The sequence below is a fragment of the Clostridium caldaquaticum genome (genome assembly GCF_023806125.1).
GTDB classification, from domain to species: domain Bacteria; phylum Bacillota; class Clostridia; order Clostridiales; family Clostridiaceae; genus Clostridium_AT; species Clostridium_AT caldaquaticum.
The window spans coordinates 54706-80935 of record NZ_JAMSKT010000012.1; the positions used below are offsets into that span (position 1 = coordinate 54706).

Annotated in this window: 22 protein-coding genes; 21 read left to right on the forward strand and 1 reads right to left on the reverse strand. The window is 30.0% G+C overall.

The features are described 5' to 3' along the window. Nucleotides 1–16 precede the first annotated feature (16 nt). The 19 genes from M2651_RS09285 to M2651_RS09375 all read left to right on the forward strand — a co-directional run bounded on the left by M2651_RS09285 (nt 17) and on the right by M2651_RS09375 (nt 22973). Nucleotides 17–259 carry a 4Fe-4S dicluster-binding protein gene (locus M2651_RS09285; protein ID WP_252132077.1) on the forward strand — a complete coding sequence of 81 codons (243 nt, stop codon included), beginning with the start codon at nt 17–19 and terminating at the stop codon, nt 257–259. A 32-nt stretch (nt 260–291) separates the two neighbouring features. After that, nucleotides 292–2001, forward strand: coding sequence for an FAD-dependent oxidoreductase (locus tag M2651_RS09290; RefSeq protein ID WP_252132078.1), 1710 nt, complete (start codon nt 292–294; stop codon nt 1999–2001). A 106-nt stretch (nt 2002–2107) separates the two neighbouring features. Beyond that, on the forward strand, nt 2108–2971 hold the full coding sequence (locus tag M2651_RS09295; RefSeq protein WP_252132079.1) for an FAD-dependent oxidoreductase: 864 nt from the start codon (nt 2108–2110) through the stop codon (nt 2969–2971). A gap of 366 nt (nt 2972–3337) precedes the next feature. Next, complete coding sequence (locus M2651_RS09300; protein WP_252132080.1) at nt 3338–4900, forward strand: sigma-54 interaction domain-containing protein; 1563 nt, start codon at nt 3338–3340, stop codon at nt 4898–4900. A gap of 57 nt (nt 4901–4957) precedes the next feature. After that, nucleotides 4958–5893, forward strand: coding sequence for a 3-hydroxyacyl-CoA dehydrogenase family protein (locus M2651_RS09305; RefSeq protein WP_252132081.1), 936 nt, complete (start codon nt 4958–4960; stop codon nt 5891–5893). Nucleotides 5894–5914: 21 nt separating this feature from the next. Beyond that, nucleotides 5915–6739, forward strand: a complete 825-nt coding sequence (locus M2651_RS14345; protein ID WP_286207971.1) for a methyl-accepting chemotaxis protein — start codon at nt 5915–5917, stop codon at nt 6737–6739. A 165-nt stretch (nt 6740–6904) separates the two neighbouring features. After that, nucleotides 6905–7549 carry a GntR family transcriptional regulator gene (locus M2651_RS09315; RefSeq protein WP_252132082.1) on the forward strand — a complete coding sequence of 215 codons (645 nt, stop codon included), beginning with the start codon at nt 6905–6907 and terminating at the stop codon, nt 7547–7549. A gap of 185 nt (nt 7550–7734) precedes the next feature. Further along, nucleotides 7735–8355 (forward strand): hypothetical protein, encoded by a 621-nt coding sequence (locus M2651_RS09320; RefSeq protein ID WP_252132083.1) that lies wholly within the window; start codon nt 7735–7737, stop codon nt 8353–8355. A gap of 614 nt (nt 8356–8969) precedes the next feature. Further along, the gene (locus M2651_RS09325) at nt 8970–10301 is read left to right on the forward strand and encodes an MFS transporter (protein WP_252132084.1); all 1332 of its coding nucleotides are present in this window, start codon (nt 8970–8972) and stop codon (nt 10299–10301) included. 294 nt (nt 10302–10595) lie between these two features. Continuing rightward, nucleotides 10596–11273, forward strand: coding sequence for a hypothetical protein (locus tag M2651_RS09330; protein ID WP_252132085.1), 678 nt, complete (start codon nt 10596–10598; stop codon nt 11271–11273). 12 nt (nt 11274–11285) lie between these two features. Continuing rightward, complete coding sequence (locus M2651_RS09335; RefSeq protein WP_252132086.1) at nt 11286–11819, forward strand: hypothetical protein; 534 nt, start codon at nt 11286–11288, stop codon at nt 11817–11819. A gap of 357 nt (nt 11820–12176) precedes the next feature. Beyond that, entirely contained in the window at nt 12177–14327 is a 2151-nt protein-coding gene (locus M2651_RS14450) for an ATP-binding protein (protein ID WP_252132087.1), read from the forward strand. A 14-nt stretch (nt 14328–14341) separates the two neighbouring features. Beyond that, nucleotides 14342–15901: a DUF3369 domain-containing protein gene (locus tag M2651_RS09345; RefSeq protein WP_252132088.1), complete on the forward strand. Its 1560-nt coding sequence runs from the start codon at nt 14342–14344 to the stop codon at nt 15899–15901. 255 nt (nt 15902–16156) lie between these two features. Continuing rightward, nucleotides 16157–17083, forward strand: a complete 927-nt coding sequence (locus M2651_RS09350) for a phosphodiester glycosidase family protein (RefSeq protein WP_252132089.1) — start codon at nt 16157–16159, stop codon at nt 17081–17083. A gap of 1 nt (nt 17084) precedes the next feature. Beyond that, nucleotides 17085–17495: a hypothetical protein gene (locus tag M2651_RS09355; RefSeq protein WP_252132090.1), complete on the forward strand. Its 411-nt coding sequence runs from the start codon at nt 17085–17087 to the stop codon at nt 17493–17495. Nucleotides 17496–17666: 171 nt separating this feature from the next. Next, nucleotides 17667–19217, forward strand: a complete 1551-nt coding sequence (locus M2651_RS09360) for a sigma-54 interaction domain-containing protein (RefSeq protein WP_252132091.1) — start codon at nt 17667–17669, stop codon at nt 19215–19217. A gap of 332 nt (nt 19218–19549) precedes the next feature. After that, nucleotides 19550–20386 carry an acetyl-CoA hydrolase gene (locus tag M2651_RS09365; RefSeq protein WP_252132092.1) on the forward strand — a complete coding sequence of 279 codons (837 nt, stop codon included), beginning with the start codon at nt 19550–19552 and terminating at the stop codon, nt 20384–20386. Between the two features lie 133 nt (nt 20387–20519). Continuing rightward, a complete protein-coding gene (locus tag M2651_RS09370) occupies nt 20520–21485 on the forward strand; it encodes a flavodoxin family protein (protein WP_252132093.1) in 966 nt (321 codons plus the stop codon). 561 nt (nt 21486–22046) lie between these two features. Beyond that, nucleotides 22047–22973: a hypothetical protein gene (locus tag M2651_RS09375; RefSeq protein WP_252132094.1), complete on the forward strand. Its 927-nt coding sequence runs from the start codon at nt 22047–22049 to the stop codon at nt 22971–22973. Nucleotides 22974–23056: 83 nt separating this feature from the next. Here M2651_RS09375 and M2651_RS09380 read toward each other — a convergent pair whose 3' ends face one another. After that, nucleotides 23057–24643, reverse strand: a complete 1587-nt coding sequence (locus M2651_RS09380; protein WP_252132095.1) for a PucR family transcriptional regulator — start codon at nt 24641–24643, stop codon at nt 23057–23059. Nucleotides 24644–25103: 460 nt separating this feature from the next. Between M2651_RS09380 and M2651_RS09385 the strand changes: the two genes are divergently transcribed. Together M2651_RS09385 and M2651_RS09390 are read left to right on the forward strand one after the other, a co-directional pair. Then, nucleotides 25104–25430, forward strand: a complete 327-nt coding sequence (locus M2651_RS09385) for a cupin domain-containing protein (protein ID WP_252132096.1) — start codon at nt 25104–25106, stop codon at nt 25428–25430. Between the two features lie 26 nt (nt 25431–25456). Beyond that, nucleotides 25457–26230, forward strand: a complete 774-nt coding sequence (locus M2651_RS09390; protein ID WP_252132097.1) for an SDR family NAD(P)-dependent oxidoreductase — start codon at nt 25457–25459, stop codon at nt 26228–26230.

Consider the following 26230-nt stretch of genomic DNA (forward strand, 5'->3'; position numbering starts at 1 on the left):
AAAGGAGGGGTTTAGAATGAATATGAATAATGTAATTAATTTTGATAGAGATAAGTGCATTGGCTGCAAGCTGTGTTACAAATCATGCTTTATTGATGTAATAAGATGGGATGAAGAAAATAAAATACCGGTTTTTAAATATATAGAAGACTGTGTACACTGTAACTATTGTGAGGTTGTATGTGCAAAGGGTTGTATTAAGGTAATTCCTGATTTTAAGGGAGAACGTTTATATCAAAGCTTTGACAAATATAGATAAAGAGCCTTTATCATAAGAAAGGAGAATAGAAAATGAATAAGATAGATTATAAAGAGCAAGTATTATCCACAGATGTTCTTGTCATCGGTGGAGGTATAGCAGGTCTTACAGCTGCTATTACCGTTAAGGAAACAAATGCAAATACTGAAGTTTTAATAGTTGAAAAACAAACTTCAGGTTACAGCGGAAAAGCAAATAGAGGAGGGGGAGTGCTGCAATATTTTGATTTTAATAGAGTAAAACCTATAGAATTTGTAGCTTATCATGCAAATGCAGTTGGATGCTTTTTAGGAGACCAGGTGCAGATGCTAAATTATGTAAGCAGAAATCACGAAATGATAGACAAGCTTATAGAATGGGGAGTAAAGGTACCTTACAATGAAGATGGAAGTTTAAAAATTATTCCAACTGGACCTATGACAGGAATGATAGGTGTTGACCTTGATATAACTCTTAAAGTTCGCAGGACTGCTGAAAAAAAAGGTGTTAAAATTATAGATAAAGTAACTATATCTGATATATTGACTAATGAAGGTCAGGCAGCAGGGGCAGTAGGTTACAGTATTTTAGATGGAACTTTCTATATTATTAAGGCTAAAGCTGTAATACTTGCTACAGGAAGCCAGAACTACCGAGTTATAAATATGTGGTCTAACGGACGCGGAGATGGTATAGCAGCTGCTTATAGAGCAGGAGCAGAAATGAGAAATGCTGAGTTTGGTAATTTTGCACAGCTATTTAAAGTAAAAAGCCATCATGAGCTGGTATTTAATGAAAACTGCTTATACAATGCTTTAGATGAAAATATTACAAAGAATTTCAGATGGTTCCCTGAAGCTGATATTAATTCAAATGCCATAGCTGAATGGTATAATCAAATGTCTGCAGGGAAAGGACCTATATATATGCGTCCAGATGAGTGCCCGATGACTAAGGATGATGAGGTATTATTTACAACTGATTTAATATGGTCCAGACCTTATGGATTAAAATTGTGGAAAACAATCTACGAAAAATGTCATAGTGTAGATACAGACAATGAAGTTGCACCAGGTTTCTTAGGAGAACAATCACCGGTTAAAGTTAATCATGATATGGAAACCACTGTTCCAAGATTATTTGCTATAGGTGATGTAAGTTATGCAGGCTCTGCAGCAGCGGGAGCGGTTCCAGCACCTCCAGGAAGAAACAGGGGCTCAGGAATATTAAACGCAGTATTTGCAGGACTTATAGCAGGTGAAAAATCTGTTCAGTACGCTGAGAAATCAGAGCAATTAAAATTATGTGAAAATCAAATTAATGAATGCAGAGAAAGAGCTTTTGCACCTCTTTACAGAGAGGAAGGTTATACTGCAAAAGAAGTAATTCAAGACCTGCAGGCTATTATTGCTCCAGTAGAAAACAGTATATATATGAGTGAACATAGATTAAGCATTGCTTTAAGAAAATTAGAAAAGGTAAAGTCAAAGGCAGCTCAGCTAAAAGCTGAAGATTTCCACTATCTACTGTCTTGTCATGAAGCAGAAGCTATGATACTTTCCGCAGAGATGTTCTTTAAAGCTTCACTTTTAAGAAAGGAATCTAGAGGATGGTTCTTAAGGGAAGATTATCCTAATATAGATAATGAAAATTGGTTAAAATGGATTACAGTTAAAAATGTAAACGGAGAAATGACCTTTGGTACAGAAGATATTCCAATAGAATCTTATCCTATAAAACCTCCTACATATAAAACTGTTTAAAAAATGTTTTCAATGCTATCCTGGATTCTGTGAACATAAGACAGATATACCGCTTTGGGTTAAACTGTCTAAAGAAGAGGCGGCTAAAATTTACTCTCCAGCATCAATGGGCAGATGTGCAATAAATCCTAATTCAGGTTTTGGACATTATCCTGATCGTATGCCTATTCCAAAGGAAAGCAAAAGAGTATTAATTATCGGAGGTGGTATTGGAGGACTTCAAGCAGCATTGACAGCTAAAGAAAGAGGACATAAAGTAACTCTTGTAGAGAAGACTGATAAATTAGGCGGAATTATCAATTTCACTGATAAAGATAAAGATAAGGTAGACTTAAGGAATTTTAAAAATCTTTTAATCAGGGAAGTAGAAAATGATAAAGATATTAAAGTAATTTTAAATACAGAGGCTGATGCAGCTTTAATAGACAAGATAAATCCAGATGCATTAATTATTGCAGTAGGTTCTCAGCCTCTTGTACCAAGGATTCCTGGTATTGATTTAGCTATGAATGCTCTTGAAGCTTATAATTCAATAGACAAGATTGGTAAAAATGTTGTCATAGTAGGCGGCGGTCTTGTGGGGTGTGAAGTAGGACTTCACCTTGCTAATGAGGGCAGGAATGTTACTGTTGTTGAAATGAATAAAATGATGGCCTATGAGACCTTTGGGTACTATAGAAATGCTCTACTTGATGAAATGGATAAAAGAGCAATAAAGCAGGTTCTTGGAGCTAAGTGTCATGAGTTTAAGAAAGACGGTGTTGTTGTTTTTAAAGATGGAGAAGAATTATTTATTAAGGCAGATACTGTTATTTTTTCAACAGGAAATAAATCAAACTCTGATGTTGTAGAAAAATTAAAAGATGCATTCAAGGGAAAAGAAGTATATGTTATTGGTGATTGCTTAAAGCCAGGAAAAATAGGAGATGCAGTTAGAAGCGGTTATATGGCTGCAATGTCAATTGTTTAGCACTTATTTACAAAAATCAGATTTAAAATAATAAAAAACGCATTAAAAGTAATAAAATTTTGTATTACTTTTGGTGCGATTTTTTATTTGCTATGTTTAATAGTTGTACGCTATTGATTAATAATATCGTTTAAAGTATAACCGTTATCATTGATTTGTTTTTAACAATTTTTAGTGTTATAATGTTTTTAAGAGGAATTTACAGAAAAATCAGCAATGTCAATATTTAAAGGAAGTTTAAATTATTTTCGTATTTATTTATAAGTTTTATGTAAATTACTTAATACATATATGTATTAGATAATACACATATGTATAAGGGACGAGCTGTTTTAATTCATTATTTTGATAGTAGGGGTAAATATTATGGAAAAAAAGTTGTTTAAAATCGATAAATTTATAAGAGAAGGAATAGAAAAATTGAAAAATAAAGAGTTTATTGAAGTAGATGATGCAGTATTTGATATTTTAATATATTATCAGGATGTAATAGAGAAGCAAAAGAATGATTTAGAGCAGCTTAACAGGTATAAGGAAAGAGAGTTAGATGCTTTTGCAATAGGAGATGCTGTATCCGATGGAATATGTATAGTGGATAAGAATGGAATTGTTACAGCCATTAATAAAGGTTATACTGAAATAACTGAAATAAATGAACAGGATATAGTTGGAAAGCATATTGAAGAAGCAATTAAACAAGGAATGTTTAATAATGCTGTTTCAATGCTTGTGATTAAAGATAAGAAAAAAGTAACTTCATTAGCCACTATAGGTAAAAATAACAAAAAAGTTTTAATAACCGGCAATCCCATCTTTAACAGAAATGGTGAAGTTGAGCAGGTTCTAACAGTTATGAGAGATTTGACGGAATTAATTAAATTAAAAGACAAACTAGAAAAGACAGAAAAAAAGAATGAGAAATATTTGAATGAATTAAATTATTATAGAAACAAAGCTGTTGATAACAGGAATTTTATTGGTGAAAGTCCCAATATGAAGGAAATAAAGGAACTAATTAAATACGTAGCAAAAACGGAGGCAACTATTTTAATAACTGGTGAAACAGGCAGCGGTAAAGAAGTTGTTGCCAAGGAAATTCACGATAAGAGCGACAGGCGAAAGGAACCTTACATTAAAGTAAATTGTGCTGCTATACCAGAGAGTCTTATTGAGTCAGAATTATTTGGGTATGAAAAAGGGGCTTTTACAGGGGCTTTAAATAAAGAAAAGCTTGGTATGTTTGAAATGGCTAATGGGGGGACAATCCTACTTGATGAGATAGGTGAAATGCCTTTAAATTTACAGTCAAAATTACTTAGAGTGCTGCAGGAAAAAGAAATTATGAGGCTTGGTGGAACTAAAAGCATAAAGCTTGACGTGAGAGTAATAGCATCAACAAATAGGGACCTAAAAGAACTGATAAAACAAGGCAAGTTTAGGGAAGATTTATTTTATAGATTAAATGTATTGCCTATAAAAATTCCAGCACTAAAAGATAGAAAAGAAGATATATCTATTTTAGCACAGACATTTTTAGATAAATTTAATATTAAATATGGAAAGAATAAGAATTTTGACAGTTTAGCAATACAGGCTTTAGAGTATTATGATTGGCCGGGCAATGTAAGAGAACTTCAGAATGTTATTGAAAGACTGACAATTATTGATGATGAAAAATATATTACCTATAATCAGGTATCAAATATAATTGGAAATAATAAAATACCTTCAGACAATGTAGAAGATAACTTACTGCTTAAGGATGCCTTGGCTAGAGTTGAGAAAGAAATTATAGAACGTGCTCTCAGGAAATACGGCAGTACTTATAAAGCGGCAAAGGTACTTGGTGTTACTCAGCCTACAGTTTTTAGAAAGGCTAAGGCTTTGGGGATAAAATTAAGCAATGAAGTGGAGAAAGTTGGCACATAAATTGCTTGAATAGTTTTTTGAAGCAATTTTTTTAAAAATTTTTAAGGAGGTTTTTTTATGGGAACTAGTATTAAAAATATTACAGTATTCGGACCAGGACTTATGGGTAGTGCTATTGCTCAAGTATTTGCAGGATGTAAGGATTTAAAGGTTACAATTTTTATAAGAGAAAAATTTGAATACGAGTGCATGGATAAAATAAAATCTAATCTTGAGCAGCTAAAGGAAAAGGGCATAATAGACGATAATACAATTGAAGACATTTTCAGCAGAATAATATTAACAGAAGATATGAAAGAAGCAACAAAGGATGCAGATTTTGTAGTTGAATGTATTCCAGAGAATATGGAGCTTAAGCAAAATTTATTTGCAAATCTTGAAAATTATTGCAGACAAGATACTATATTTGCTTCAAATACCTCTGTTATGAGTATTACAGAAATCGCATCAAAATGTAAAAACAAAGCAAGGGTAGTTGGAACGCATTTCTGGAATCCAGCTTATTTAATTCCTCTTGTTGAAGTTGTAAAGGCAGATGATACTTCTGATGAAGTTATGGACAAGACTATGGAACTTCTTACTTTGGCAGGAAAACGTCCTATAAGAGTTAATAAGGATGTGCCCGGATTTGTAGCAAACAGACTTCAGCATGCTCTCTGGAGAGAAGCAATATCTATAGTAGAGAGAGGAATTGCAGATGCAGCAACTGTAGATGAAGCAGTAAAATACAGCTTTGGATTAAGGCTACCAAAGCTTGCTCCAATGGAAAATGCAGATATGGTAGGTACTGATTTAACCCTTTCTATTCACAGTTATATTTTAAAACATCTTGAAAATTCTACTGAGCCATCACCTCTTCTGAAAGAGAAGGTTGAAAAGGGAGAGTTAGGTTTTAAGACAGGAAAGGGATTTCAAGAGTGGACTTCTGAAGAAATAGACAAGTCAAACAAGGAGTTAAGAGAATACTTAATTAAAATGATATATAATAAATAAAAAGAAAACAGGGGGACTACAATGGAAAAAAAACTTCAATATTTATTAGAGGTTATGCCAGTCATAAGAGATATAATCGATGGTGATTTTTCGTTAACTGTCACCGACACAAGCGAATGTATATATTCACAAGATGGAAACAAAGTAAAAGCTCCTTTTAAGGTAGGACCTCTGAAAAGTGATCAGCTAAGCGGAGTACAAAAGATTATTAAAGATAAGAAAAAATTAGAAAAAATCCTAACAAAAGAAGAGCATGGTATAGATATGAAAGTTAATGCTGTGCCGATATTTAATGAATATGGAGAAGCAATTGGAACTCTTGGAGTTTCACAAAGTACAGAAAAGCTGGCAGAGATACAAAACTCTTCTGTTAGTTTAATGAGTTCTCTTCAACAAGCTAGTGTAACAATAAATGAAATAGCAAATAATGCTTTAAAGCTTTCAGAACAGTTAAGTGCAATGATTGAAAAAGCAAAACAGGCGGAAGAAAGTATAAAAGAAAGCAATGAGGCTATAGGTTTAATTCATAACATATCAAAGCAATCCAATCTTTTAGGATTAAATGCTTCTATAGAAGCGGCTAGAGCAGGAGAAAATGGAAAAGGATTTTCTGTGGTAGCAAGTGAGATGAGAAAACTAGCATTACTTAGCGGAGATACTTCTCAAAAAATATCTAAAGCTCTTTATGAAATAGAGGAAAGTATAAAGGTTGTTTTAAATGCTACTAAAGAAATAGGTGAAATTGCTACAGGGCAGGCTGCTACTGTTGAGGAAATAGCTGCTACTATAGAACAAATAACTTTAAATTCTCAGGTATTAGTTGATAACGTAAAAGTTAATATCTAAATAAATTAAGCACAGCTTTAATTGCTGTGCTTAATTTATTGGAAAAAATATTGATGCTAAACATATATTCTGTTATTATTTTTGTAGCAAGTGAAAATCTTGCATCTTATAAAATATAAAAAATTAGAATATTACATAAATATTTTCACGGGAGGATTAAAAATAATGGCAGCAATAGTAAAACAATCTTTAGTTGATCAAATATACGAACATTTGAGAGAAAAAATTATAAACCTTGAAATTGAATGGGGAGAAAGAGTTAATGTAAATGAATTACAGGAAAAATTAGGAATAAGCTGCACTCCAATTAGAGAAGCAATTAACAGACTTCAGAAAGAAGGATTAATTGAGTATAAAAACAATATAGGTGCCAGAGTAATTAATTTCACAGAAAAGGATATATTAGAGGTTCAGGAAGTTGCTTTTACCTTAGATTGTGCTGCTATAACATATGCTATGAAATCAGCAAATGGTGAGGATATTGCTAAAAAGCTTCTAGAACAAATTAACTTATATAAGGCAGCAAAGAATGAGGTGGAACGTTCACGCTGTGTGGAAAAATTTATATATGTTTTTTATGAATACGCAAATAATTCCAGACTTATATCAGTATCACAGCTTATAAAAGTTCAGCAAAGTATGCTTAGAAGTGCTTACAGAAAACAGAAAAAAGATTCTTCAAACATGGAAGAACATATAAGAATTTATAATGCAGTGCTTTCAGGTGATATTGAAGGGGCAATAAAGGCTCTTAGGGAGAATTATGATAAAGGAACTGAAATACTAATGAGTATAATTAATAATAAATAACCGATAGTTTTATAATAAACATTAAAATCCTGTGTATGTACAGGATTTTAATTATGGTACATTGAAATTTATTGTAAATACTATAAAAATTATTCAATTTAAAATCTTGCAACATATATTATGCATGATATATAATAAATATATAAAAATAAATAATATATTTTCATGAAGGGGAGTAAGTTAGTATGGAAGTAAAGGTAATACAAGATGCTATGGGGACACATTTAGACTGGAAGCATGAAGGAGTAACGCCTGTAATGATAGATTGGTTCTGGAGCAATATGGAGAAGGCATTTCTTTTATGGCATCCATCACAACATGAGCCTTTAGAATGGGCAATAGCTCCAAAACATGGTAATCCAATAGGATCAGTACATATAGCACCACAAACTTGGAACGATGGAACACGTCAGAATCTATATATAAGGTTTGAAGATTTAGCTACAGTACCAGCAGAAGTTAAGGAGTATATTATTTATGAACACTGTGTTGTTGTTGCAGGTCTTGGTTTTGGCGCTGAGGCTTTAAATACAAAAGAAGTAATGGGATACAGAATACATCAATGGCAGAAAACTGACTATGGTGTAGTTGGTAAATCTTCAGCAATAGGTATGAAAAAGAAAGAAACACCTGAAGAAGGTATTATATGGTCTCAGCATTGTGCAGAAGAGATTGGTAACTGGGGAGTATTTTTGCCACAGCTATACAATTTGTATAAAGTAGTTACTAATACAAAATATAATCCTTATGCTGACCTTACAGTTGAAGGAAAAGGGAAGGATTTAAGATACAAGTACATTAAATAATAAGTATAATAAGTTAAGAATTAAGAATTAAGAATTAAGAATTAAGAGTTAAAAGTTAAGAATTAATGTTAAAAGATACTGCTATTATAATGTCAGCAGTGTCTTTTTTTTATGGGAAATTTTAAGTTATATAAACTAATATCAAAGATAATATCAATTTATAAATTGATACAAAAAATCTTATTTCAATAAAAAACAATAACAGGAAAATAATACTAAAACGTATTATATTAAATGCAAATATGTATCATACCATAGTAAGCAATAAAGCTATGTTTCAAATAATAAAAAAGCATTAATACAATTTTGTATTAGGAAAATCTATGTTTATTACCTGCAAAAAAATTAGGAGTAGAAAGTTATATGATAAATTGCAAGTGTTTACAGGCTTGGATAGTTCAGTTAAAAAAAGAGATGCATTGTTAAAAAATGGCATATAAATTGCTTGATAGTTTATTGGCTATAACAGTATTTGATGAAAGGAGGACAGGCTTTTAAACTCAAAATGGAATCATAAATAAAAATAAAGAGTTACAACATTATTAGTTGTTCTGAAATGAGTTAAAAATTTGTCGTTTTTATTGTTAAATTTAATCAGAATGGAGGAAAACTTTATGAGTAAAACAAAGTCAGGAAATAGTTTAATCGGAGGTTTCGGACGTCATGGCTGGGGCATTATAATTTATTGTGCCGCAATGTTTTGGTTTTATGTAGGTATGGTTAATGATGGATCTAACATAACTGCCCCAGCATTTGCTGCGAAAAATGGAATAGAATACTCTCTTGTGTTAAGTATGGGAACAATAGCCGGAATTGTAGGTTTTTTATTTTTTATTATATTTGGACAAATCAACATTAGATTAGGTGCGAAAAAAACTTCTGCTATCTGTATGTTTTTAGCAGGTATTTTCTATATAGGGTTAGGATTATCAACAACAATCACAATGTATGCAATCTGTTTATGTGTAATAACTGGTTCAGTAATGTCAGGGGGATACATTTCAGGCGGAGTTCTTGTTGCAAAGTGGTTCCCTAAAAGAAAAGGTGTGGTTATGGGATATACAACTATGGGACATAATTTAGCATCAGCCTTTTATGTTCCTATGATAGCATTCTTTGTAAATTCCTGGGGACTTCAGAAAGGTGTTTTGATACCGAGTATTTTAGTTATAATTTTAGGTATTATAGGTTTATTAATGGTTAAGGATACACCTCAGGAAAGAAATATGTATCCGGATAATGTTACAAAAGAAGTATATGAAGCAGAATATTTTGTTGAACAAGGGGAAGATCAAAACGGCGGCTGGACTACTAAAAAGCTTTTAACTGAAAGAGAAACTTGGCTTACTGCAGTTACAACAGGAGTATATCAGCTGGTTACTGTTGGTGTTATGACACAATTGGTTGTAAGAAATATGCAGTTAGGTTTTACACAACCTCAGGCTATCGCTTTAATGACGTTTTTGGCAGCAATAGGTGTTGTTGGATCCTGGATTTTTGGAATACTTGATGATAAATACGGTACAAAGAAAACTATGATTTGTTTTGGATTATGGTATATGGCGGCACTGTTTTTCAATGTACTTGAACTTAAGTTTACCATTTATATTTCTGTATTTATGATAGGAATGGCTATCGGAGGATCCGCAAACTTTACAACTTCACTTCCTACTGCAGTATTTGGCAGACATGGTTTTGAAAAAGTAAATAGTGTTATTTTTCCTATTCAGGGAATAGTAACTTCAATAAATTTTTTACTAAGCGGAATATCTATTGCTCTTACAGGAAGCCTAAGGGGAGCATATGTTGTTTTCATTGGTATATTAGCTTTAAATATAGTAATAATTTCATTTGTTAATGAACATAAATTTAATAAAGACTTTAATAAAGAAACTGATAAAGAAAAAGTTGTCGATAAATCATTATCCGCTGAATTAGATGTTTGAGTAAATTTTATATTTTATCATATGAAATTAGGATTAATTTACTAGTTATAAAAATTATTCACAGTGCAATAGCATATAGACTTTGTGATTATTTTTTCTGAATAAAATAGTTAATAATTAACAAAAATTAATGATTTTTAAATAATATAAGAAAGTTAATTAAGCAATTTACTTGGCTATTAATCTTGAATACTAATATTTTCATAATTTTCTATTTAATAGAACAAACTATAATGATATAATTATACTTAACATATAAAAACATACTATATTGAAATGGAAGGAGAGGTAAAATTGAAAAGCAAATATATTAAGTTTGTTTTTCTATTATTTTTTATTTTAGTATTTTTTCCAATAGTATCTGTTAAAGCCAGTTATATTCCAAATCATGCATACGCACAGCAACATAATTCTCTTACTAATTATGGTGGTTACTTTTATAATCCATATGGCCAGTCATCTTTAATTAGCAATTTTGATTCATTAAATAATTATGCGTTCATTACTAACGAAATGTGGACTGCCTTTGGAGATTCCAGCCAATGGATAGAAGTTGGAGATGTTGATGGGAATTTGAATGGTAATTATTGGGCTGGACATTTCACTGCTGTGCAACCACAAGACCCAAATAAATATCAAGAATATTCTATTGGAAGTAATTATGCTAGTAGTGGACATTCGTTTGAAATACAATATTTAGGATCATTTTGGTGGGGAGTATATGTAGATTATCAATTAGCAATAAAATTTTATATGCCATTTGATTATTCCACATTTACACAAGTTGGTATAGAAACTAATAATACTGCTGCAACTTTTTCTAATGGAATATATAATGCCAATATGCAGTATAAAGATTTATCAGGAACATGGCATAATTGGTATAGTTCTTTAAATTATGATATTAATAATTTAAATTGGACTTCAAATTATTTACCTAATTTAAATAGAATTGTCTATAACCATAATTAAGGAGGAACTTACATGATAAAACCTAATGTTAAAACAATCATTATAGTTGCTGCAATATGTTTAACTGGTACATCAAGTGTATTAGCATTATCGTCTAAAAATATAGAATTATCTAAACCAACAATTACATCTAATGCTGTAAAACCTGAAGAACATAACTCTCAGAATTATAATAATAATCCTAAGCCATTATATACTGCTAATAAAAATATTGATTCATCTTCTTTAATATCAAAAGCTAATATATTGAAAAAACTTGAATCCAATCAAATAAAAACAAAAAATTCTTTTATTAAATCAGTAAAACTTGAAACATGGAGTGAACATGTTTTAGAGAATAACAAAGAAAATACTGTTGTTAATCTTTTAATAGATCCAGAACGAATGGTTTGGGTTATACTAACATCATATCCAGATGGAATAACCACAAAGGCAGGATTTTATAGTAATGCAATTTTAACATCAGTTTATGATGCTCAGACAGGTGATTTATTAGAATCTACTGTAACAGGTGAAAATATTAATCGAAGGTTTCTAAATAAATAATTAATTCTTAAAATTTAAATATAAAACTGTATTAAATCAATTTTATATTTTATTTTCTATATTGTTAACTATGTAAATACTATGTGTTACAGGCTGAATTAAATTGTTATTAATATTAATATAAAACTATTAAAATTAAGCGAAAAATATATATGGTTTTGAAATGCATCCTAAACCTTAGACAAATAGTATACAGTCTAAAGTTTGGGATTTTTTTTAGTTTTTGAATAATTATGCAAAAGTTCTTAATGGTTACTTTTGTGCAAATATTAAATTTTTATAAAAACAAAAGTTTATTGGTATTTATGAAATTATTGTTCTGATATAATAATACTAGCTTATTAGAAATAAATGGAGGTGTCTGAGATTAAAATAGAAATAAAACTTAAAAAAATATTCATTATAATAAGCTGTATTATTTTTATTTCATTATTAGGTAATTTAACAAGAAATATTTTTTATCATGACATAGATAAAATTCAGATTTTAAGTTATGAAGATTTATGGGTTGCAGCTGATAACAGTACAGGAATTGAAAAAGATAAAATTTATATTTTAGAAAAATATGAAAATGGTAACAGCAAATGGAGAAACATAAAAGATTTTCAGGAAAATTATGATGAAATTATAGTTGATAATAGTACTGTTTATATTAAGATAAAACTTCAAGAGGGTGAGTGGACTAATCCTGCCATTTATTTAAATGGAATTAAAGCTGATAGTTATGAGGCATTTTTAAATGGAAGAATAGTCTATAAAAGTTCTTATAATGTTTTAGGTAAAGATTTAGATTTGGATACTATTTATAAAGATGTAATTATTCCTTTAGGAAAGCCTAATATAAGTTCAGATGAAAATACAATTCAGACGAAAAATATTTTTAAAGATGATATTTTAATTTTAAAATTAAACAAAGGTGAAAATAAGAACGTAACACCAATAATTGATAAAAACTCAATTCTCATGGGAGAAAATAAAGATATAATATCTTATATATTTAAAAGCGGAATAAAAAAACTAGTTTTAAATTGTATAATAATTGCTGTTTCTATTGTTTTTGCTGTTTTAGGATTATTTTTTAAAGGCAGAGAAGGAAGAATATTAACTTCATTAAGCTGTTTTACAGTGTTCATGGGATTATATGGTATTTCAAGTGTAACAAATATAAATGTTATATTTATAGATGCGCCTATAATATGGACATATTTATTTTATATAACTTTTTCTTTTGTACCTTTTGTTTTTGTTTATTTTTATGGTAATGTATTTCAAGAACAAAATAAAAAATTGATGAAAATTATAAGGGTAATCGAAATTGCAGCAGGTATAATATCAATGAGCAGCGTTATTTTATATACGATTACAAAAGGGAAATATGATATTATTAATTTTACTTCAAATGTTTTATATAGTACTTTAGTTATACTTATTATTGTAACATTAATATCTTCAATAATAGGAGCAGTGAAAGGTGTTAAAGAAGCTAAAATATTTACTTTTGGTACGGTAATATATATATATTATATAATTTATGCAGCAATTAAAAATACATATATTAATGAATTAGGATTGATATTATTTATTTTATCTTTGATAGTGCTGACTGCCAGCAGGTTTGTTCACATGAACCAGGAAATATTTGAGCTTAATAAAAACTTAGAACAAAGAGTTTTAGAAAGAACGAGAGAACTGGAAATATCAAATAATGAATTGATTGAAGCAATGGAAAAACTTCAGATTACCCAAAATCATATTGTGCAGTCTGAAAAAATGGCAGCATTAGGAGGACTTGTAGCAGGTGTATCACATGAAATAAATACTCCTGTAGGAGTTAGTGTAACAGCTGCTTCACATCTGCAGGAAAAAACTAAGGAACTTATAGATTTATATCATAATAATTCTATGAAAAAATCTGATTTTGAAAAGTATTTAAATATTACAAATGAAAGTGCAGATATAATTTTATCTAATTTACAGCGTGCATCGGAACTAATTACGAGTTTTAAGCAGGTTTCAGCAGATCAGTCTAATGAAGAGAAAAGAGTATTTAAAATAAAAGAATATATAAATCAAATTCTTTTAAGTCTAAAGCCTAAACTTAAAAAAACTAAAATTAATGTAAAAGTAAACTGTGATGAAAATCTTGAAGTTTACAGTTATCCAGGTGCTTTATCACAAATTGTTACAAATTTTGTTATGAACTCATTGTTTCATGCCTTTGAACAAGGACAAGAAGGAGAGATTGAGTTTAATATTAAAAGAGAAGAAAGCAATATTATTTTTATTTATTCTGATAATGGTAAAGGAATAAACAAAAATATTTTAGGAAAAATATTTGATCCTTTTTTTACAACTAAAAGAGGAAAAGGCGGAACAGGACTTGGCTTAAATATTGTATATAATATTGTCATTCATAAGCTTAAAGGAACTATAGAATGTGAAAGTGAAGAAGGCAAAGGAACTACATTTAAAATTATTTTTCCATTATATAACCAAGAATCAGTTTGAAAAGGAGGAAAACCATGAATGATAATATAGTGTTTTCAGATGATAATATGCTGTTTGCTGAAGAATATAATCATGAGACAGAATTAATAGATGAAAGTTGGAAAATTCTTATTGCAGATGATGAAAAAGAGGTTCATAGTGTTACTAAACTTGTACTTAGTGATTTTCAATTTCAAGGTAAGGGTTTGAAATTTTATTCTGCATATAGTGCTCAGGAAGCTATGGAGCTTATGAGAAAAAACAAAGATATAGCAATTATTTTACTTGATGTAGTAATGGAAGAAGAAGATTCAGGACTAAAAGTTATAAAATATGTAAGAGAAGTTTTACAAAATAACGATGTAAGGATAATATTAAGAACTGGACAACCAGGACAGGCTCCTGAGAAAAAAGTAATAGTTGAATATGATATAAATGATTATAAAGAAAAAACTGAACTTACTGCTCAGAAATTATATACCTGTATAGTTACTTCCTTAAGAACTTACAGAGATATAAAAACAATTAATACTAATAAGAAAGGCTTAGATAAAATCATTCAGTCTTCTTCCCGAATTTTTCAAATTCAATCTATGACGAAATTTTCACAAAATGTTTTAATAGAATTGTCTTCACTTTTAAATTTAAATAAAAATGATTTATGTTATCAAGTTTCTGGTTTTGCTGCTACAAAAGATGAAAATGATTTTTATATATTTGCAGCAACTGGGGACTATTCAAAATATATTTATAATAATGTTAAAGAAGTTGTTTCTTTAACATTATATAGTAAGCTATATAAGGCAGTTAATGAAACAAAAAATATTTTTAGTGAAAATGAAATTATTATGTTTTTTAAAAGTCAATCAGGCTTAGAAAATATAATTTATCTTAAAAGCAATAAAAAAATTAATGATATTGATATTAATTTTATAGAAATTTTCTGCAATAATATCTCAATAGCTTGTGACAATATATATTTAAATAAAGAAATTGAAAATACTCAAAAAGAAATAATATTTACACTTGGAGAGATTGTAGAGGCACGTTCTAAAGAAACAGGAAATCATGTTAGAAGAGTAGCAGAATACTCTAAACTGCTGGCACAAAAATATGGATTAAATGAAAAGGAATGTGAACTAATAAAACTTGCATCACCAATGCATGATATAGGTAAAATTGCTATTCCTGATAATATTTTAAATAAGCCTGGAAAATTAAATGATAAAGAATTTGATATAATTAAAAATCATTGTGTAACAGGTTATGATATGCTTAAAAATTCTAATAAAGAAATTATGAAAACAGCAGCAATTATTGCACATGAGCATCATGAAAGATATAACGGTAAAGGCTATCCTAATGGGCTGAAGGGCGAAGAAATACACATATATGGAAGAATAACCGCTATTGCTGACGTATTTGATGCTCTTTGCAGCAGGAGAGTTTATAAAAATTCATGGTCAGTAGATGAATCCGTAGAATATATTAAAAGTGAAAAAGGTGAACATTTTGATCCTGTTTTAGTTGATATTTTTACTGCAAATATTGATAAATTTATAAACATAAAAGAGCAGTTAAAAGATTATAATTAAATAATTAGTAGTGTAGTCGAAAAATAATTTTATAATTGAATAATCTTTGAATATTTTTAAAACCCGCAAAACTTAAAAAATTAAGTAGCTGCGGGTTTTTTTATATCTTTTTTGCAAGGTGCTTTATATAAAATTATTTAAGGTATATTTAAGTTTTTAAGTGTATTATATGTAATATCAGTAGCTTCTAAAAAATTATATAATTAGTTACCTAGTAATTTATGATATATTACAAAAAGAAAGGATGTAGAAAAAATGAAAAATTTTTTAGCAAAACCTTATAGATGGGCTGGTGTTTTTTCTGTTTTATTAGCAGCATCAGTTACTTTTACACTAATGGATACTTTTGTGCTTGAGAAATCAATGGCTAAGGTTTCAGCATCATCTTCATCAGCAGGTCAGACAGTAACAAAACAAACAGCACAAACAACACAATCATCAGTAAAAACAGCAGCTGAAATTACGGATAATTCCTATGAGGATGAAAATATTAAAATAACAATAGAAAAAGTTCGCAAGTATAACACAACTATGTATGTAGCGGATATACAGGTTTCTGATGCTTCATACCTAAAAACAGCTCTGGCGAATAACACCTATGGCCGTAATATTAAGTCTAAAACATCTGAAATGGCAGAAGAAAATAATGCAATTTTTGCTATAAACGGAGATTATTATGGCTTTAGAAATACTGGTTATGTACTTCGTAATGGTACTGTATATCGTAGTACATCAGGAAATAATGAAGCCCTTGTTGTAGATAAAGAAGGAAATTTATCCGTTGTTTCAGAAAGTGATGTAAGCATGCAGTCTTTAAGCGATGAAGGTGCATGGCAGGTATTTTCTTTTGGACCTGGACTTGTAGAAAATGGAGAAATTACTGTAGATAGTTCAAGTGAAGTTGGGCAGGCAAAAAACAGTAACCCAAGAACTGCCATTGGTCAGGTTTCTAAGCTTCATTATATTGTAATTGTATCAGATGGACGAACCAGTGAGAGCGAGGGGCTTTCCCTTCTTCAGCTTGCTCAGGAGTTTAAGGAAAGAGGCTGCACTACAGCCTATAATTTAGACGGAGGCGGATCTTCTACAATGTATTTTAACGGTAAAATCGTAAATAATCCTACAGACGGAAGAAAAATTGGAGAAAGGCAGGTAAGCGACATTGTATATTTTGGATATTAATATGAAAAATCAAAGCAGGCATCGTAGAAAGACAATATTAACTTATTTTGTATTGTCGGTAATTGCTATTGTTGTAAATAAAGTTTATGCTATTTTCAGCCACGGTGTATCTTCAGCAGCTATGACCTGGATGTTTTTATACCCATTAATTGGCGGTTTATTCTTTTATTTATTGATTTATGTGTTTGCAGGTAAGATACTTAAATTTACCGGATACAGGCTGTTTTTTAATATTTATAATTCAGGGATTGCAATTTTGACTTTTGGAAGTTTTGTAAAAGGTGTTTTGGAAATTGCAGGGGCAGACTCACCTTATTTAGTGTATTATTATGCAGTAGGAGGTATATTTATTGCAGCAGGTTTGATTTTGATGAGTATAATGGCTGTTAAACAAAAAAGAGTTAATATGTAGATGTTATAAGGTTATATAAGGGACGTTTATTAATTTTAACTAATTTAATTAGAAATTGATAAACGTCCTTTTGTTTATGAGATATGTATATTTAGTTTGATTAATTATAATATTCATAATAATATATTATAAAAGATATTTATAATAAAATGAAAGAAGAGAAGAATAGCTATGAATAGATATGAAATAGAAAAAAATAAAAAAGATAAAAAAGATTTTGCTAAAATAATAGAAAAGTATCATGCTTATAAAAGCAATAAAATGAATCTTTTATCTGTTGCTGATGAAGTATCCGACAGTATTTATGTAGTAGATAAAAATGGAGTTTTTATTGATGCTAATAAAAATTTCGAAAAAATAGTTGGTATGAAGAAAAAAGAACTTATCGGAATGAATATGAATGAAGTATGGGATAAAATAATATATACTTCTGAGGAAGCTTTTATTGAAATAAATCCAGAAAATAAAATGCCAATAATGGCATTAATAAGCGGTAATATGAAAAAAGGGCTTAAAGGAAAAAAACCTAAGCCTGTTGGCTTGATTGCTCTTGAAGAAAAAAGAAAGGTTTCTGTCATTACAAGAATTTTAAGGAGAAACATGACGGTAATAATGACAGGTATTCCTTTTTTTGATGAGAATAAAGAAATAGAATGGGTTATAACTGTAATCAGAGATATATCACAGTTTATGCAATTGGAAGAAAAACTTGAGATTTTTGAAAACAGTAAAGAAGCATATATTAATGAGCTTAAGTATTTAAGAAAAAGCCAGATGGAGACTGAACTTATAGGTGAAAGCCGTGAAATTGAAGAGATTAAAAGATATATACAAAAAGTTTCAAAGACAGATGTAACTGTACTTATTACCGGGGAAACTGGTGCAGGAAAAGAAGTTGTAGCACGAGAAATATATAAAAACAGTTTAAGAAAAGATGGACCTTACATAAAGATTAATTGTGCAGCTATACCTGAGATGCTTTTAGAATCAGAGCTGTTTGGTTATGAAAAGGGAGCATTTACTGGTGCTCAGCACAAGGAAAAACTGGGTTTATTTGAAGTTGCAAATGGAGGGACTATACTTCTTGATGAAATAGGTGAAATGCCCATTATGCTTCAGGCAAAACTTCTACGGGTGCTTCAGGATAAAGAATTTTTAAGAGTTGGAGGAACTACGCCTGTAAAAGTAGATGTAAGAGTAATAGCAGCAACAAATCAAAATCTGTTTGAACAGATAAAAAAAGGATTATTCAGGCAGGATTTATATTTCAGGTTGAATGTTTTTCCTATTAATTTACTGCCGCTTAGACAGAGAAAAGAAGATATAAAAGTTTTAGCCTATTATTTTTTAAATAAGTCTAATAAAAAATATAATAGAAATAAAAAATTCGAAAAAAATGCTGTGGTTGAACTGGAAAGTTATAATTGGCCGGGAAATGTAAGAGAATTACAGAATATTATAGACAGGCTGGTTCTGATAAATGAAGAAGAAGTAATAACAGAAAATCATGTAATAAGTGTTTTAGGTAAAAATACTGAGCTTTATGGTGTTTCAGGTAACAATTTAAATTTGAAAGAATCAGTAAACATGCTTGAAAAAAATATTATTGAAAAAGCATTAAAAAAATACGGAAGTACATATAAAGCTGCTGAGGTATTGGGAATAAAGCAGTCCACAGTTGTAAAGAAAGCCAAAGTCTTAGGAATAAAGAACTGGCGATGAAAAAAATCATTGGTATAATACAAAAAAATATTAACGTAAATAATTGCAAAATGGTTTTTAAAGTTCGAAAAATATAAATATGATACAAAAATTTATTATTTTTCAAGAAAACGTTTTTTTATTTATATTATTTTACTTTATATAAATAATAGTTTTTTATAAAAATAAATAAAAAAAGTTCTTATAAAATCACAGTTTTAACGCATTGCTAAGAAAATATGATAAAAATATAACAAATCTGGCACACTACTTGCTTACTATCTGTTTTACATAGATAGTTAAAGATAATATCTATGGTACATTCACTTATCAAATTTTAAGGAGGTTATTACATGCCAATAGAATTTAATCCTATGAGAAGTCTTATTTATGTAGATGTAGTAAAAGAGGATTACAGACACTTATTAAAGCATTGGCTCTACAAGCATCATATTCCAGACAGCATTTCACAATTTGGGCCTTATGTAACTAAGTATGCATTTTACCCGGCTCTTCCAACACCACCAGAGGGAGAAAGATTTGGAGTTACAAGAATGCAGTTAACGGAGCACTATTGGACAGTAAATCCATTTACTGCATCATTTAAAAATAAAGCTTTAACTGAGTTTTTTCCAATAGATGTATTAAAGTGGCAGGGAAATATCCCAGACAGCAATGAAGAACATATAAATATGGAAGGTGACGATGCAAGAGCAACAGGCGGTGATAATGGATGTCCTCCGTTTATATTTGCTTTTGTACCGCTTTGCTGGGAAGAAGATTTTAAAGGTTCTCAAAGAACAGTAGAAGATGGTCCAAACTATCGCTGGCAGTTTGTTATAAAATATCCTGAAGGAGTAACTTTAGAAGAAGGGGATAAATGGTTTTATGAAGAAGTTGTTCCAAAGTTTAAGGACATGCCTGAAGTTTTAAGACTTCTAACAAGCAAAATTATTCAAAACGTCAATGGATGTCCATTCCAAAGAGTAGTTGAAATGTGGTTTGAAGGTCCTTCAGCATGGTATAATGCTGCAGTAGTAAAAGCAAAAGAAATTAAAAAGCCAGAATGGGCAAAATATGATGAGTTCCCATATTTAAAGCCTAAGTTTGAAATTGCAAGTTTATTTTTGACAGATATTGCTGAAAGCGATAACTATACTCAATATCGAGGATATATTACAATGCGTTAAAAAAAGTGGACATTCTTTTTAAAATAATATTACTAAAATTTATAATTTCAATATTAAGACATTAAATACAACGATAAAGTAGCACAAAAAGTAATTTTTGTGTGAAAAATAAGGAATACTAGGAGGATTATATATGAAAATATTAGGAATAAGCTGTGGAAGAAAAATGAGCAATACTGAAATTCTTGTAAAAGAGGCATTAATGGGTGCTGAGGAAATGGGTGCTGAAGTAGAATTAGTAAGACTTCAGGATTTAAACCTTAAACCTTGTACAGGCTGTAATGCTTGTGTTATCAGTCTTCTTGAAAAAGGAGGAGCTGGTGAATGCGTTATAAAGGATGATGACTTTGCATTTATTGATGAAAAAATATTAGAATGTGATGGAATAATTATTGGTTCACCAATTTATGAAAAAACTCCAAGTGGACAATTAAAGGTACTTAATGATAGAATGGGACCATCACATGATATGGCTATGAGAATAATAGGTAAGAAAATTCGTGAAGAAAAGGGAATAACTACTGGAAAAGGTCCAGATGAAAGATCCTTTAAAACAAGAGTTGCTTCTCTTATAGCAGTTGGAGGAAGTGAATGGGATAATTTAGCATTACCAATGATGCATCTTTTCACTTTGTCAATGCAGATGGAAGTTGTTGATAAGATGCTTGTTAACTGGGTTGCACTTCCAGGAATGGTAGCTTTAAATGATGATGCTTTAGCTAGAGCAAGAAAGTCTGGCCGTCATGTTGCAGAAACTTTAATGAAGCCTATTGAGGAAGCTAAATATATTGGAGAAGAGGGAATGTGTCCGCTTTGTCACTCAAAGGTTATAGAAGTTAGAAATGAAGACAACAATTATCCAGTTATCTGCGGTATCTGCGGAGTTAAGGGAACACTTAATGTTGTTAATGGAAAGGTTAAATTTGAAGTTAAAGAAGAGGATAAGGTTCATTCACATATTAAACTTTCAGGAAAGTTTGAGCATTGTGAGGAATTAAAAAATGTATCCTTAAAGCCTCATCCAAAAAGGGATGAATTACCACAAAGATTAGAAAAGTACAGAAATTACTTAAGTTATTCAAAACCTGAACGTAAGTAAATATAATTTAGTTTAATGAAGAGGTAAAGCTGTTCTTAATAAAAGCTTGCCTCTTTTATAATTTTTTGCAAAGGAAATAATATAAGCAAATATCTATGCTATAAGAAGATTGTACTATACTTAGAATGTTAATAGAAATATATTTGATTTAGTTTATTAAAAAATACTTTATAAGTAAATACGTAGAAATTTTCACTTTTACAAATCTTTAAGGTTATTTTAAGGTATATGCTTTATTATTTAAATATGACATGAAGCAATAATGCTAACTGATAAAAAATAAATGATTATTATAAGAGGAGCAACTGCAACTTCTGATCTTGATACTTCAGAATTATTCAGTGACAGGGATTTGGAGTAGTCTGCATATCTTACAAGTGCAACACAGATTAAATTAGAAAGCGGGGAGGAATGTGTAAATAGTTTTTTATTGTGCAGTCAGCACAAATTAATAGTTGATTTTTTCAATACCCTATGATGTTTTTTAAGATTACATATTATATTATTTAATTACTGAAAAAGTAAAAAACTAGAAAATTAAATACTATAAGGAGGCCTAAAATGAAAAAGTTTGTAGATTTATTATTTAAATCAATGATTGAACATGATCCATCAATATTACCGCTTGCAGACAGATATGCAGCTACAGAAAATTCTCATGCAGCTGCATTACATGCTATGACCAGCTGGAGAACTATTACTGGTGTAAATTGTATAGGGCATTTGGTTATTGATAAGCAAGATGGGAGTATATTTGTTACTGCAAGTCTTGATGAAAACGGTTCACCAACCATATTTAATGGAAGACTTAAAATTGAAAATGAGCTTATTGCTGAATTAGAGATTAATTTAATTCGTTCCCGGGGAGATTCTGGTTTTGTATATCTGCCTGAAGAAATGGATAAGCATCATAATGGCTGGACTTCTCCAATACCAGAAGATGGACGAGCAACAAGAGAAGAGTTACTGGCTATAGGAAAAGCTATATTTGATGCAAGCAGCAAAGTAGAATATGAAGCTTCACCAGACTGTATATTAGAAGAGGTAGGAGGCATTGTTTATGAAGATCCCGATTATCTTGAAACATTACAAGGGGATGAAGGTAATAATGGTTCATCAGGGCCTAGAGAAAAAGTAACCATACCGGCAGGTTTATGGCCAATGAGGCCTCAGGACCCAAACGCAAGAGTTATAGCTGTAGATGAAGAACAGGGAATAGTTGTAAGTACAGCTCAAATTCCTGGATATGTTTGCCCTTATGTAGTTTCTAATGAAACAGGAGCTTGCTTTGTTCCAGAATGTATGATTGAGATGCATAATAAAACTCTTAATATAGAAAGTTTTAAAGGGAAAAAGGTACTAAAACAGATGCCTGCTACTGGTACTACAATTGAAATACTAAGATTTCATTCTGGAAAAATTCAAGCAATGCATCGTTATATAAATCTTCAGGGACCAGGAGCTATTTCTCCATGGGTGACAAAGTAAGATGAATTTTATATAAATTTTAATTAAATAGCCAGTAGGTTTCTACTGGCTATTTAACTAGAACAATTAAATAGTATAAGTATTTACATAAAGGTAAGGTTTACATATTTCGAATTATTATTACTAGTAGCTTTTTTAAACATTAATATTTTAAAGGAAAACTGCAGATGAAAAGAAATATCTTTATCATTTAAATCTAAATTCATGATTTCTGAGATTTTTTCTATTCTATAGCTTAGTGTGTTTCGATGAATATGAAGACTGTTTGCAGATACTACTAGATTTTTATCATTATATAGATAAACATATAAACTTTCTAAAAAATTAGTACCATGCTTTTCATCGTATTCTAAGAGCACAAATATGGATGGGTGACAGAAGGACATTATATCTTCACTTAAAGAACATATACTCATGAAGTCATAAATCATGTAATCTTCATAGTTATAAAATAATTTATCTTTTTCTAAATGAGTTCCAATTTCTATAGCTTTTAATGATTGGTCATAATACTTGCGTAAATGAGTTAATTGGTGAAAACAGCTGCTAATACCTGCTGTTAACTTATGCTTGTTTAAAAGCTGTATGATACCGTTTAAATCATTAAAAAGATTAAATATCTTCTTCTTTCGGCTTAGAATTATAACAATAGCATCATTATAAAATATAGACTTACTATAGCCTTGTAAATTAGATACTAATCCCATAATATCAGTAAAGGTCATATTACCATCTATTGGCATATTAGAACGGATTGTAAGTACATAAATATTATCCTCTAAATTTAAATCCAGATATTTTATTCTCTCATTTACTGCAGAAGAATCCTGTAAATTCCCATCTAGTAAATCCTTAATAAAATATTCGTATATAATACCTCGTGAATTTTTAAAAAATTTATTTTTCTGCATTTCCATAGAAATTACTTTACTTAACAATGCAAGTATTTCAAAATCTTCTTCGCTATAAGGCTTAAAATAACAAGGAACTGTAATATAACCTACCGGTTTATTATCTATTAGAATATTTGAGTGAAGCACATGAATTTTAGATTCTTCTATAAAAGTTGAAAAAGGGTAGTTACTTTTTCTAACTTTTTCATAAAGACCTATTGAGTTCCCCCTTGAAATATGAGAAAAAGAACCATAGCCTGTTGTAGTAAGCTCGTACCAAATAGGATCATCTACATTAATATTTTTTGTAAAAGCAAGTATCTTATGACTTAAATCAGATACATGAATAGGATTTCCAAGAATTTTATAGCTTATATCAATAATATGCTGTATACCTTTGTCTTCTACTAAAGCAGTAAACAGATTGGCAGAATCAACTGTAAGACGCTGATGAGATAATAAAATGTCTTGAATATAATTAAATAGCTCAATGATATCAACATTATTAATTATTATTAAATTTAGTTGATAACAATCATATGTATCTAATTTCAGTGAACAATCACTTACGCAAATAATATTTACAGGGTTATTTATTGGTAAAACATGCAGCAAATCTGAAGCTTTTGTAATATACAGTACATTAGGATCAAAATTTAGGCTGTTTATTGGAAGTAATTTAATTGATTTGATAGGAATTTGCTCACCTAAGGATAAGTACAGCTCAAATTTATATTGTTTTATCTTACTTATTAATGTGCCTATATTTAATTCCATAAGTTCCCCCATTAATCTTTTTAAAATCCATTTTATGTAAGTTAATTTCAAATATTTAGTATTAATATATATATTACAACTTTAACAATATAAATTAAAGATGCATTAATTTGAATTTATAAAACATTTCAAATTGAACAAAATACAATTGTTCACAAACTTCTATTTTTTTATTTAATATTCAGAAATTTTAAGTCAAAACTAAATTATATCAGTATAAAATAATGGGTTTATGAATTAAATAAATTCACTTTAATTAAATTATGTGAAGTATGACAATGAAGTACATATTTATAAGGTTGATTAAATGCGGTTTTAAGAGTCTTTAATAAATTTTTAACGAAAATAGTTAATATGGCACACTACTTGCTCCTTAGTAAAATTGTATCAGGTTTCCATATAAAAAACTGTACATTATTTGCATAAGCAACACTTAATTAAAATAGAAAGGGTGTAAAACATGAAAAAAGTAAGTATTGAGGATTTAAAAGCATATAATCCTCCAAAGCATTTTGAAATGAGAGCACTAAAGGTGCATGAAAAGGAAGCAGGACCTGAACCAAAGTATTGGATGGGTATGTCTCACTTTCTTCCAGGAGGAGGAGCAGAATATGGAGTAGTTCCTATGGAACTTGTTTATTTTGTATTGGATGGGGAAATTACAGTAAAGACTAAGGATGAAACATTTAAATTAAAAAAATGGGAATCCATTCATATTATGCCTGGCGAATCAAGAGAAGTAATAAATGAGACAAATCTGCCGGCAACTATGCTTGTAATAATGTAAAAATTTAAATTTATGAGGTGAAAGAAATGCAGGATATATTTTCATTAAAAGGTAAAAATGCTGTAGTAGTTGGAGGAGCTGGAGGAATAGGACAGGCTATAGCAAAAGGACTAGCTTTCTACGGAGCTAACGTAGCCATTGCCAGCAGAAATCTTGAAAGCTTAAATAGAGCAGCAAAGGAAATTGAGGAAGAAGTTTCAGTAAAGATTAAGGTATTTCAGGTAGATGCAGCTAATGAAGAGAGCATAAAAAGTTTAGCTCAAAATGTAGCAGCAGATATGGGAAGAGTAGATATATTAGTAAATTCTCAGGGATACAATAAAAAATACGATGCAATAGAGTTCCCTATGGATGTATGGGACGATATGTTTGATGTAAACGTAAAGGGTGTTATGATGTGCTGCAAGGAATTTGCAAAGCTTATGATACCAAATAAGTATGGAAAAATTATTAACGTATCTTCTGTTAGAGGTGCAAGAGCCTGCGGAGGAGGAAATGCAGCTTACTGCTCAACTAAAGGTGCACTTGATATGTTAACTAGAGTGCTTTGTGTTGAGCTTGCTCCTTATAATATTACAGTTAATGCAATAGGACCTACTATTACTGAAACACCAATGATGAAGGATATAATGAATAAAAATCTTGAAATTAAAAATAAAATCCTTGGAAATATTCCTATGGGAAGAATGGGAGAAAAGGATGATGTAATAGGAACAGCAGTATTTCTTGCATCTGATGCATCAAGATTTGTAACTGGACAAGTTATATATACAGATGGAGGACAAACAGCAGCTGTTTAA